This window comes from Bradyrhizobium sp. Gha (assembly GCF_900113735.1).
Taxonomy (GTDB): Bacteria; Pseudomonadota; Alphaproteobacteria; order Rhizobiales; family Xanthobacteraceae; genus Bradyrhizobium.
Genome location: NZ_FOQM01000075.1, coordinates 1 through 10,846, shown reverse-complemented (window position 1 = coordinate 10,846; position 10,846 = coordinate 1). Strand labels below are relative to the sequence as shown.

8 protein-coding genes and 4 pseudogenes are annotated in these 10,846 nt (G+C 58.1%); 5 read left to right on the top strand and 7 right to left on the bottom strand.

Annotated features, from left to right (window positions below):
* Positions 1-564: 564 nt before the first annotated feature.
* Both BM222_RS39280 and BM222_RS39275 read left to right on the top strand, forming a co-directional pair.
* Positions 565-820 (top strand): annotated as a pseudogene (locus BM222_RS39280) (transposase domain-containing protein); the annotation flags it as partial.
* Positions 821-874: 54 nt separating this feature from the next.
* Positions 875-1,114: pseudogene (locus BM222_RS39275) on the top strand (integrase core domain-containing protein); the annotation flags it as partial.
* Positions 1,115-1,216: 102 nt separating this feature from the next.
* Here BM222_RS39275 and BM222_RS39270 read toward each other — a convergent pair.
* From BM222_RS39270 to BM222_RS39245, 5 genes are all read right to left on the bottom strand, one after another.
* Positions 1,217-2,206, bottom strand: coding sequence for an ATP-grasp domain-containing protein (locus BM222_RS39270; protein WP_092239951.1), 990 nt, complete (start codon positions 2,204-2,206; stop codon positions 1,217-1,219).
* Positions 2,207-3,231: 1,025 nt separating this feature from the next.
* A complete protein-coding gene (gene tnpC / locus BM222_RS39260; RefSeq protein WP_092239950.1) occupies positions 3,232-4,821 on the bottom strand; it encodes an IS66 family transposase in 1,590 nt (529 codons plus the stop codon).
* A gap of 69 nt (positions 4,822-4,890) precedes the next feature.
* On the bottom strand, positions 4,891-5,244 hold the full coding sequence (gene tnpB, locus BM222_RS39255; RefSeq protein WP_092239949.1) for an IS66 family insertion sequence element accessory protein TnpB: 354 nt from the start codon (positions 5,242-5,244) through the stop codon (positions 4,891-4,893).
* Positions 5,241-5,705, bottom strand: coding sequence for an IS66-like element accessory protein TnpA (gene tnpA, locus BM222_RS39250; RefSeq protein WP_092239948.1), 465 nt, complete (start codon positions 5,703-5,705; stop codon positions 5,241-5,243). The genes tnpB and tnpA overlap by 4 nt, the downstream gene beginning before the upstream one ends.
* A gap of 486 nt (positions 5,706-6,191) precedes the next feature.
* On the bottom strand, positions 6,192-6,680 hold the full coding sequence (locus tag BM222_RS39245; RefSeq protein WP_092239947.1) for a GNAT family N-acetyltransferase: 489 nt from the start codon (positions 6,678-6,680) through the stop codon (positions 6,192-6,194).
* 212 nt (positions 6,681-6,892) lie between these two features.
* Here BM222_RS39245 and BM222_RS39240 point away from each other — a divergent pair, with 212 nt between their 5' ends.
* Entirely contained in the window at positions 6,893-7,420 is a 528-nt protein-coding gene (locus BM222_RS39240; RefSeq protein ID WP_349509907.1) for a GNAT family N-acetyltransferase, read from the top strand.
* Between the two features lie 504 nt (positions 7,421-7,924).
* On the opposite strand, the pseudogene BM222_RS42735 reads toward BM222_RS39240, so the two are convergent.
* A pseudogene (locus BM222_RS42735) lies at positions 7,925-8,512 on the bottom strand (transposase); the annotation flags it as partial.
* A 260-nt stretch (positions 8,513-8,772) separates the two neighbouring features.
* Here BM222_RS42735 and BM222_RS43600 point away from each other — a divergent pair.
* On the top strand, positions 8,773-8,976 hold the full coding sequence (locus BM222_RS43600) for a hypothetical protein (protein WP_177243750.1): 204 nt from the start codon (positions 8,773-8,775) through the stop codon (positions 8,974-8,976).
* A 385-nt stretch (positions 8,977-9,361) separates the two neighbouring features.
* Complete coding sequence (locus BM222_RS39225) at positions 9,362-10,219, top strand: 2OG-Fe dioxygenase family protein (protein WP_092239945.1); 858 nt, start codon at positions 9,362-9,364, stop codon at positions 10,217-10,219.
* Positions 10,220-10,268: 49 nt separating this feature from the next.
* On the opposite strand, the pseudogene BM222_RS39220 reads toward BM222_RS39225, so the two are convergent.
* Positions 10,269-10,760 (bottom strand): annotated as a pseudogene (locus tag BM222_RS39220) (ATP-binding protein); the annotation flags it as partial.
* Positions 10,761-10,846: the final 86 nt, after the last annotated feature.

Here is a 10,846-nt window from a genome sequence, read left to right as displayed (position 1 = left end):
TAACCCATGCCACCGAGCGCGGTACGCCAAAGGGCCGTAAACCAATTGGAAGCTCATGACGGACCTAGCCGTCCGCAGTCGCTCCGAAGCAATCGAGAAGCTCAACTGGTACGCCATGCGGTGGAAAATCGAGGTGTTCCACAAGATTCTGAAATCGGGCTGCAAGGCGGAAGACTCAAACTCCGGACCGCGGAGCGACTTGCCAATCTAATGGCGGTCTTCTGCATTCTCAGCTGGCGCGTCCTCTGGCTCACCATGCTCAATCGCATCGCCCCAGATGCGTCACCGAAGCTCGCATTGACGGACACCGAGATCGCGTTGCTCGATCGACTCATCAGCGGCGCCACCCATCGACGATCGCCCTGGAACCCTTGCATTTTATCTCACGATTGAGTGGCTACCTGGCCAAGGCGGTCGATCCGCCGCCTGGAAATGTTGTCATCTGGCGCGGCCTCTCGAGACTCACAGATATCGAACTCGGCGCCGAAATCGCAGCGGCTCGAAATGTGGGTAATTGAAAGCCTCACCGGATGCTTACCTTGAGGCGCCGGCAATATCTTGCCCTTTAACAATGCTGCCGAGCGTGAGCTACGGGCGGCCGCCGTGGGACGAAAAAATTGGACCTTAAGTCCGACGAGGGCGGCCGACGTGCGGCTGCCATCTATACTATAGCCTCATCGCAAGAGCCAAGCTCAATGACATCGACCCACAGGCTTAGCTTGGCGACGTGCTGGCACGTCTACCGGATCATCCCGCCAAGCGCCTACACGGACTCATGCCCTGGAATTGGCGAGCTCAGAACGTCGTTCAGGCCGCATAAGCGCGGCCAGCCATCCTAACATGACCTAACCAGGGCCGCCACCGGACGCGTAGCCTCGAGCCCTGCTTCACGCCGGTGGAAAGCCCCGAGAGCAACGGCATGGCCGAGGCGTTCGTCAAGACCTTCAAGCGTGACTATGTTCGTATGAACCCGATTCCTGATGCGAGCACCGCCCTGCAGCCGATCGACCAGTGGATGGAGGATTACAACTCAGAACACCCGCACTCCCGGCTGGGCTACCGGTCACCGCGGCAGTACATTGCATCACTCAAAGCAGCCGAGTGTCCGGTCTGACGGGGGTAACTCCACTTCATCTGTCCGTCCTTCGTTAGGGCGGACTCTAAATCCTTCTGGACGAAATTCCTAGGGCATTTCACTGATACACGAGACGGCAAGTCACTGCTCGAAGTGAGCAATGACTAGCTGCGCAATATGATCCGAATGATCTACTCCGGAAAGTGCGTTTGCGTCAGATAACCCTCCCGGATATGCAAGATTAAGTTCAAGGATATACGGATAAGCCATATCAATGCCGATAAAATTGATCCCATGGGCCATCAACTTTTGACCGACCAGCTCGGCAAGCTCGATTTCACTTGAGTGCATATCGACCGATATGGCCTTTCCTCCTTGCGCTACATTCGACCTGTGATCGTCTGAATTCATTTGCCGACCATGCCAGGCAACCGCCTTGCCGCAAGCAACGATAATTCGTTTTTCGCCTTGAGCTACTTCCGGTATATACTTCTGGAGAATAGCGTACTCAGCTTTGAAGCCACCTCCTCCACCATGATAGAGTGCGCTTTGGGCGACGGTATTTCCGGTAAGACATTGGAGTATTGTCCGAACGTTTGGCCCGTTTGGAGGAAGAAAGAAGACGTTTTGCCCGCAGGCGGAGTTTGGCGGCTTCGCGACCCAAGATTGATTTTGAATATGCCGATAGCAGTCCCAAAGTAACGCGAAGTCATTCGATATGTACGAAAACACTCTGTTCTCTTTTGGCAGCACATAGCCTAACGCATGTTTGGTGTTTAGAAACATCAGGCCTTCAATGCTGTTAACAAAGGCGGTTTGTTGGGACGCTAACCATAGCATTTGCCAAACGTCGAGCGCGACGCGATCATGGGGTAAACCCATGACCCAGATTGTCTGGCATTCGTCAAAAAAATATGTCGATCGAGTACCCAGTGCTGCAGAGCCGGGATGGTACGGATCACCATTTGCCGGTGCCAGGACTCCTTGTGTGAAATGGCGATAGTCATCTGCCGCAATTGCGTTGATGTCGCCGAGAACCACTTCACAACCGAAGCGACGAAACGCATTACTCAGAAGTGCACCATTTTCCTCTAAACAGTCGAGAGTATTTACAAGCATGAGTAATCTCATCTCATTCTCCTAGTCAGGTAGCAAGTGACATCACGGACCGTGGATGTATCGTCACTCAGTGTTGTGGCATCCTGAGAGCAACGGGCGTGCCAGCGCTGTGTCGCGCACTAAGCGATTGATTGTGAGTTGGTACACGTGGTTCAATGGACGACTTTAGGCGTTTTGAACGCGACAAACGGCTTGTCGACCCTGGGAGAAACCGGACAAGGATCGCAACCCTGGGACTGGCTGACACGCTGCTCGGTAACCCGCAAAGAAACTCCCAAGGCGGATCGCCGCCTGCGGTCTGGTTCCCATCCCCCAGGGAGAGTCTATCGGTCCGCCGCCAATGCCACCTGCTGAGCGTTTGCGCGATGGAGCGTACATCGGCCGCCGCGGCCGGCCAATGACAATGATCTTGAGCTGATGCGTACGCGCTTAGCCGAAAGCCCTTGCTTCGGGATCGAGATGTGAAGAAGCTTCCGGTTTGGACGGACGTTTGGACGTTTGAGATGGGATTGGACAGCAAAAAGGACGTCCATTTAGACGGCCCGTCGGAAGGGTCGGTGAGCCGGTTGGACGTTCTTGAAGGACCGTCTGAGCGCCGCGGGAAGCTGAGAGAACTCGGATCGTCGCCGAGAGCCTGTTGCCCGGTGCGCGGGTGGCCGAGGTAGCGCGCAGGGGACGCGCTGGCAGATCTACGATCGGCAACGGCGGCTTCGACAACCAGGCGTGTTGCCGCCGTGCGAGGCGTCGCATCGACTGGATTCGAGGTTGGTCCGGCCGGAAGAAGCGCGGCGTCCCAGGCGGCTGGATAGCTGCGGCAGAATGATAGGCAGCTATTTTGAGCGTGGCACGCGCGGCGGCGATGTGCTCGAAATAGCACATAAGCATCGCGGCGGCGGCCAGCGTGCCAATGAAGGCGGCGCCGCCCAATCCGGTCGCTTTGGGAAAACGACCCGACCCGGCATAGCTCGGCGGGCGGCATAAACGCCAAGCTCAATGACCTCGACCCGCAGGCTTGGCGTAAGCGCTTAGCCGCCACCCTATGGACGCAGGCTTGACGCCTTGCGGAAGCGCCACGGCATGAGGTCTTCGATTCTGTTATTGGGATGGCCGTCGATGATGGCCTCGAGTGTTTCGGCGATGTAGGCCACCGGGTTGACGTCGTTGAGCTTGCAGGTGGCGACGATCGACGCGAGCAAGGCCCAGTTTTCTGCCCCGATTTCATGACCGGCGAAGAGAGCGTTTTTCCTGGTCAAGCAGACTGGCCGGATGGCGTTCTCGACCGGGTTGGTGTCGAGCTCGAGACGCCCGTCTTCGAGGAAGCGGGTCAGCCCCTGCCAATGATTGAGCGCATAGCGGATGTCCTCGGCGAGCGTCGAACCGCTGGAGATCATCGACAGCTGTTTCTCGAACCACGACTTAAACGCGGCTACCATGGGCAGCGAGTGCTCCTTGCGCGCGGCCAACCGCATGTCCGGCGATGAGCCGCGCACCATGGCTTCGATGGCGTAAAGCTGTGCGATGTGCCGAACGGCGGCCTCGGCGATCGGCGACTTGCTGTTGCGCACCAATTTGACGAAGCGCCGGCGCAAATGGCTCCAGCAATGCACGAGCGTCCATGGCCCTTGCGGTCGAGCAACTTCGGTCAGCCGGTCATAACCGTCATAAGCGTCGCATTGCAGGTAGCGTCCGCCAAAACCGTCGAGGAACTGCTCAGCAAAGGCACCGCTGCGACCGGGGGCATATCGGAACAGCACGACCGGCGGACTTGGACCGCTGTGGCCGCGGTCGTCTGAGGCGATCGCCCAGAAGTAGCCTTTCTTCGTTTGACCTCGCCCCGGATCAAGCACCGGTGCCGTGGTCTCGTCCATGAACAGGCGATCCGCCATGGCCAGGTGGCGGCGCATGTGGTCCGCGATGGGTTGAAGATGGAAGCAGGCGCGGCCCGACCAGTTGCCCAGTGTCGCCCGATCCAGCCGGATCCCCTGGCGCGCATAGATCTCGGCCTGACGGTAAAACGGCGTATGATCGCCAAACTTGGAGACGATCACGTGCGCGATGGCCGCTTCGGTCGGCAGCCCGCCGGGCACGACGTGCTCCGGTGCATGCGCCTGCACGACAGGGCCCGAGCAGCGGCGACAGATGTATTTTGGGCGGCGTTTGACCAGCACACGCCATTGTGCCGGGATCACGTCAAGGCGCTTGCTGACGTCCTCGCCGATCTTCGTCATGGCGCCGCAACCGCACGGGCAGAGCGTGCTCGCAGGCTCGATAATCCGCTCCACCCGCGGCAAATGGGCAGGCAAGCAGCCGCGATTGCGATGAGAACCATGATTTGGTGCGTTCCGTGATCGGCCCTGGATCACCGCCTCGGCTCTCTCCTGCGCGGCATCCAGTATGCCTTGCGCGATCTCCACGTCTTCGAGCGGCAAATGATACTGATCTGGTCGCAGCTTCTCGGATTTCGCGCCAAACCTGTCGCGTCGCAATTCGCCGAGAATGATCTCCAGCCGGCGTCGGGCTTCTTCCGACGCCACCAGCGCCCCCTGATGCTCGCTCAAGGCCGCCTGCGTTCGCTCCAAAAGCGCCTTAAGGCGTTCGTTTTCGTCGCGCAGCGCCGCGATGCTCATTCGCTATTTCGAGCACATCGCCGCCGCGCGTGCCACGTTCAAAATAGCTGCCGAGTCATTCTGCCGCAGTTATCCCGCCGCCTGCGGGCGCCGTGCTTCTTCCGGGCGGACCAATCTCCAATCCAGCCCCTCGAACAAGGCCGCGAACATCGCCGGCGACATCCGCATCACGCCGTTCGTGATCGTTGGCCAAACAAACTTGCAACCTTCGAGGCGCTTGTGCACCAACACCAGGCCTGTTCGATCCCAGACCAAAATCTTGATCCGGTCCGCTCGTTTCGAGCGGAACACGAAGGCTGCTCCGCTAAACGGGTCGAGATGAAGCATCTCCTGCACCTTCGCCGCAAGCCCATCGTGGCCACAGCGGAAGTCGATCGGCCGCGTGGCAACGTAAATCTTCAGATCAGCTCCGGCCGCGATCATCGTGACGCTCGCACCGCACGGATCACCCGGGATAGCTGTTCGGCATCAATGGCCGTATCCGTCCGCAGCACGACATCACCGATCGCGATCTCAAGCTTGATCGCCGGAGCGTGACGCTCCTCCAACGCACCTTCCACGACCAGCGGCGCGAATGACGGCGGGGACGCCTCGCACGGCGGCAACATGCCTCGCTGTCGAAACCGCCGTCGCCAATCGTAGATCTGCCAGCGTGTCGCTCCGTGCTTGCGCGCCACCTCGGACACCTGAGCACCGGGTAACAGACTCTCGGCGACGATCCGAGCTCTCTCAGCTTCCGAACGCACGCGGCGCTCCGACGGTCCTTCAAGAACTTCCAGCCGACTCACCGACCCCGCCGATGAGCCATCTAAATGGACGTCCTTTTGCTGTCCAATCCCATCCCAAACCTCCGTCCAAGCCGGAGGCTTCTTTCGCACATTCATTCTAACTCTGAAGCCAGGGTATCGGCTTCGCGCTTACGGCTTGGCTCGCCGACGCGCTGGCGCACCTACCGGTCGTCCCGCCAAGCGCATCAGCGCATCCACGACTTCATGCGGTGGAATTGGCAACCTAATAACGTCGCTCAGGGCGCATAGTGCAGTCAGCCATCCGATCAAGATGACCCGACCAGGGGGCCGTCACCGGACGCGTAGTCGACGTTTTCGATGGCGTCGACTTGACCGAGCTTCGCAGTGGTCAAGCGGCGGTTGTCGCGGGCGCGGACCTCGCGATCGAGGAGGAGGCCGAGCCATTCGCGTGCGGCATCCCGGCCGCCTCAGGGTTGTTCTGCAGTTCAGTGAGGGTATCTGTCATGGCGGCGATGGGCCGGTGATGATGGTCCCGTCTACCCGCTCTTTTGCTCAAAGAACCACCCGTCTGAAAAGTTGAGATTGTCGGAGGATGATCGGGACCGAAGCGCAAATTACGACTCATCGCAACTTTTTCCAGAGCCATACTACATTATGCCATTCACCATGAATGCATGCAACTTCATGTTGCACCGCGACGCGGTCAAAAAAAGGGGCAGCGCTTTTTAAGCTTCGGACGTTTCGTTCGTACGCTGTTGAGACCAATAGTCGAAATCCCAACGCCCTGGCAGTTTCAACGAGGTGTGCGAACATTAGCTTACCAAGTCCCTCTCCTCGATGGTTCTCGTCAATATAACGTGATGTTTCTGCCACGTCTGTATATTCGGGGCGGACAGAAAGCGTACTCAAGGAGCACCAGCCGATTATCTTGCCATTATCAATCTGGTAAACAAACGCAGGATAAGGGTCTTTGTGCTCGCGAAGCCAGGCGACGCGCTTGTTGCGAGTATCGGGAGCAAATGGGCTCATGGCAAAGATGCCAGGCTTCATGGCCTGATTGTAGAGTTTTGCGATCTCGTCGGCATCGGCACAAGTAGCACGTCGAAACATTGACTGAGTCTCCTTGTTTTCTTAGGTCTCATGTTCGGATGGTGTTTGCTTGTCTTCCGTGTGGACGTTACTCTTCGCCTTCGCTCTCGACATGCTATGCGCTGCCAAAATAATTACGATCAGGCCTGTCCACGCAAACTGCCAAGACCGGTAGTTGTCACGCGGCTTCAGAGACCGCCACACTCAAATAACTCCTTCGACTCCATACCCTGATGCAAACCGAGACTGGGAGACCACTAATGTCATATCAAGTCCGCCCGTTGCGAGCAGATGACCTACCAAGTGTGACGGAGATCTACAACGCTGCATGTCGTGCAAAGGAGTCAACCCAAGGAACGCGGGCCCGCAGCATCAAAGAAATGCGACACTTTATATTCGAAGAGTCTCCGTCGTTTGAGTCGTACACATGCGTGGATGAGGGGGCGGTGGTCGGCTGGACAGCCCTCACTCGATTTCGCCTCAGCGAAGATGTCAGGCATACAGCCGAGATGTCGCTCTACGTTCAAAAATCATTTCGTCAAAAGGGAATCGGATCCCATCTTGCACATACTCTGTTAAGTCGAGCAAGAATCCTGAAGTTGCACTGCATTTCCGCGTTTGTCTTCAAGGATATGCCCACCAGTGTTTCCTTCGCAGAGAGAAAGTGCGGATTGTCGGCCGTTGGATACCTTCCGGAGGTGTTTTCCTACGGCGGAAGGTACTATGACGTTCTGATTCTTGAGAAACTTATAGAGCCGTGATTTTGGTACCTCACATGATGGCAGGCACCCAGCAGAACAACAGCCGCGCATGTCCAACAAACAGCCTATCCGCGATTTTCTTGCCAATGGTGACAGGCGTTCTCATCGTTGGGCGACGAGGCGAAATTCCCCGGCTCAGCAGCAGGTCCATGCCGATGTGCGCTTCACGTCTGCAGCTCGTTGCTGTGTAACGCCGCGTAATCCCTGCATCTGGGGGATCGCGAGTTTGCGGCGGAGAAATGAAACAAGACATGTTATAGCAGAAGCAAATCAGCATCCGCGTCGCTGCCACACGAACTGCTCTCGTTTGCAGGTGATGGCGTTTGCGTTGCGCGCAGAGCGGGTACTGTTGGCTGGAGTGGCGGAGCGGCGCGCGCTTAGCAATATCGGTTCGGACCGGCCGGGGGTGTGATGGCGCTGTGCTTTCTTGCGATCCACAATTTCATGCGCGCCATCTGGCGGAGCTTATCGTAATAGACTAGTTGATCGTCCTGATTATTCTCGCGCCAGTTGATCGTGGACGGAATGCATCGCCCTGGTCTCGTTCGATCGTGTCGCCGGGCTGCGGTCGTCGCGCAGCTTACCGGCGCTTGAGCGCTCTGTTGCGCAATTTCAGGCGCAATTCGCGATAGACGCGCCGGGTCTTGTTCTGGCCATGGCGCCAGCCTTCACGACGCAGCACGACGTGAACCGCCGTAGCGGATGCGAACATGGCAGATCTAGCTGATCTTCTGTTCGAGGGCAGCCTGGCCGGACCGACAGGATTTGTAGTGGTAGGTCACGTGGTCAAATTCGAGAGCGTCACAGGCCCTGCGCATCGAGACCTGCCATTCGCTGCGGACCTCGTCAAGCAGCTTGCGCTTACGGCCAGGCTTCATAGCTTTCGGCGGATCACGTCTGCAGCATCCTTGTCGAGCGGCAGATCGGCGACCAGTTTCTTCAGCTTGCCGTTCTCCTCCTCGGTCTGCTTCAGCCGGCGCCTCTCGGCGGGCAGCAGACCGCCATACTACTTCTTCTTCCAATTGAAGTAGGTCGCCTGCTGATCCCGGGTCTGCGGCAGATGTCCGCCACCGCACCAAGCCCGCCCCGCTTCCGGTATGGAGGGTTCGATTGATCGGGCCAAAGGCGCGATCCATCGAGTGCTTTGCGATACTGGGATGCGCAGCCGAACAATTAGCGGGATGTTCCGTGATGAACGCGGCCACGGCTACCTCGGACGTTGCCACCAAGAAGGTGATCATGACGGGGTCGATGGTGCGGGCGTGGGTCATGACGTTTCATAACGAAACGGATGATTGCGGCGCAGGCTCGCGGGGCGACGTCGACGCGACGCATGGTGATTTGGCGAGGGGATGGCCGTCGGCATCTCGATCAGCCGCAGCGTTGGGTACAGCAAGGAGTTGACGGCAGAGGGCGATTTTATCGGTGCGTCCGCCATTGGCAAGGAAGCTTGTTGCGATGCGGTGGAGCCCGTCCGACAGGGGGTGCAGGAGAAAGCGCCGAATGAACTCATCGGCATTACGCGTCATCACTATGTTTTGCGATTCTGCCAGTAGTCCTTTCCAGGTTCAATCCGATCGGGAACCGCTCTACTCACTGGTGCGCAAGTTTAGCGGCTCGACATAATCGCAAGCAGTGCAGCTTGTCGTCGCGCCCGCTGCACCAATCGCGGGGCTCCAAGCGCCCGTGCACCTTCGGCAGTGAAGAACTGGTGTTTGTGTGCAGCGGCTCCCCCGCCAAGCACTCTTTGGTCAGATTAACGCTTCACTGTAACCTCCGAAGATTGGCAGCTAGGCACACCGTCTGCGTGCGATGCATAATCTTGCAGTAGCTATTGTAGGTGATGCCGATGAACAATCGATCCTCGGTTCGTCTCAACGGCCAAAAATATGAAGATATCTCCCCAAGTAGACAATACTCGGATTCAAGAGGAATGGGACCATGAACAAGGCCTTCCCCGCAGTCGTGAGGCCGCACCCGACGATCGACCGGTATCGAGATGCACTGGAGCGTAACGGATTCGCCCATGAAATCGGCAAGAACATCCAATGCGTGATTAGCGCGACCGCGATGGATTGGGTTGGATTGGCCCGCGATGCCGGCCGTAGCGCTCCCATCGACCAAAACCGCGGCGGGTGTGAGGCCGGCCGCCATCGGTACTACTCCGTCGGAGTTTACGTGAAGCGAGCCGCGGCCGGGACCCGTTTCCTGGCATTTCCACCATTCGTGGACAGTTGCGGAGAGCGGTTCACCACATTTATTCAGCCGCCCGGAATGAACCGCGACTATGACGCTGAGCGGCGGTTCGAACCCCTGCCGGAAAATCTGCTTCGGCACCATGGCTTGCAGGAGGTTGTTGATCTGTGCTTCCAGGTCACGCCGTCGTCTTTGTTTCCCGATGAAGCTCGCGATTGGCTGCGGGCGGGACTTCATTTGATCTCCCTGCAAGCGAAGGGGGCGCGCCCCGGAATCATCAGTCCGAATCGCGCGCACGTCGACGGCGAGCTCAGTACAACAGTCGTGATGCTCGAGCGCGTTAACGTGATCGGGGGCGTAAGCTTGGTGGTCGAGAGGGCATTTGCGGATATGCATCCGAACGAAATCCCGTTCGATGCCCGCCGCGCGCGTATAACTCTCGAGGAGACCTTAGACATTCTTACGGTGGACGACCGGCGCGTGGCCCATTACGTATTCCCGATCTTTGCGTGTAATAACACGAAAGGACATCGCACTGTTCTCCTGGTCGACTTCACGCCACTCGTGCCAGAAACCTCCGATCAGTTACTGAAACGCGAATAGATCAGAGCCAATCTAGGTGCAGACGCGATCGAAGATCTCCTGTTTCCTTTCAGTCCTCCATTCTCCAATCGCGGGCACGGTTAAATGCCGACAGACAAGCAGCGACGGTTTTGGTGTCGCGTGCGATGGTGGCCGTTCGTCCGATGGCGGTCCGCCGGGGATCGCTCTCGACGTTCATCTCGCGATTGTCGGCGTGGTAAATGGACGAGGGGCATAGCGGGTCCGGGAAGACCTTGTTCCATTCGCCGAACGGCTGATTGGGCCGTAATCAGCATCGAGCGCTGCTCGTAGCGTGCGCTGATGAGTTCGAACAGCACGCTGGTCTCGGGCTGATCCTTGCTGACGTAGGCAAGATCATCGAGGATCAGGAGATCGAAGCGATCGAGGCGATTGACGGCGGCCTCGAGGTTAAGCTCGGGGCGAGCCACCTTGAGCTTCTGCACGTAATCGGTGGTCCGGTGAACAGGACCGGTTATCCGTTCTCGATGAGGACCAGGCCCATCGCTACCGCCAAGTGGCTCTTGCCGAAGCTGGGCGAACCAGCGTCATAATGCCGGTGTCTAGGATCCGAGATTGAGATCCTCTACCCGTTTCATCCGCGATGCGGAGCGTCAGTCGTTGTTGTCG

What these genes read in the sequence shown, in the direction of transcription:
- tnpA (WP_092239948.1), bottom strand. Translation starts at nt 5,705, where the DNA reads ATGAATGTGCGAAAGAAGCCTCCGGCTTGGACGGAGGTTTGGGATGGG.
- BM222_RS39245 (WP_092239947.1), bottom strand. Translation starts at nt 6,680, where the DNA reads ATGTTTCGACGTGCTACTTGTGCCGATGCCGACGAGATCGCAAAACTC.
- BM222_RS43600 (WP_177243750.1), top strand. Translation starts at nt 8,773, where the DNA reads ATGGCCGTCGGCATCTCGATCAGCCGCAGCGTTGGGTACAGCAAGGAG.
- BM222_RS39270 (WP_092239951.1), bottom strand. Translation starts at nt 2,206, where the DNA reads ATGAGATTACTCATGCTTGTAAATACTCTCGACTGTTTAGAGGAAAAT.
- tnpB (WP_092239949.1), bottom strand. Translation starts at nt 5,244, where the DNA reads ATGATCGCGGCCGGAGCTGATCTGAAGATTTACGTTGCCACGCGGCCG.
- BM222_RS39240 (WP_349509907.1), top strand. Translation starts at nt 6,893, where the DNA reads ATGCAAACCGAGACTGGGAGACCACTAATGTCATATCAAGTCCGCCCG.
- tnpC (WP_092239950.1), bottom strand. Translation starts at nt 4,821, where the DNA reads ATGAGCATCGCGGCGCTGCGCGACGAAAACGAACGCCTTAAGGCGCTT.
- BM222_RS39225 (WP_092239945.1), top strand. Translation starts at nt 9,362, where the DNA reads ATGAACAAGGCCTTCCCCGCAGTCGTGAGGCCGCACCCGACGATCGAC.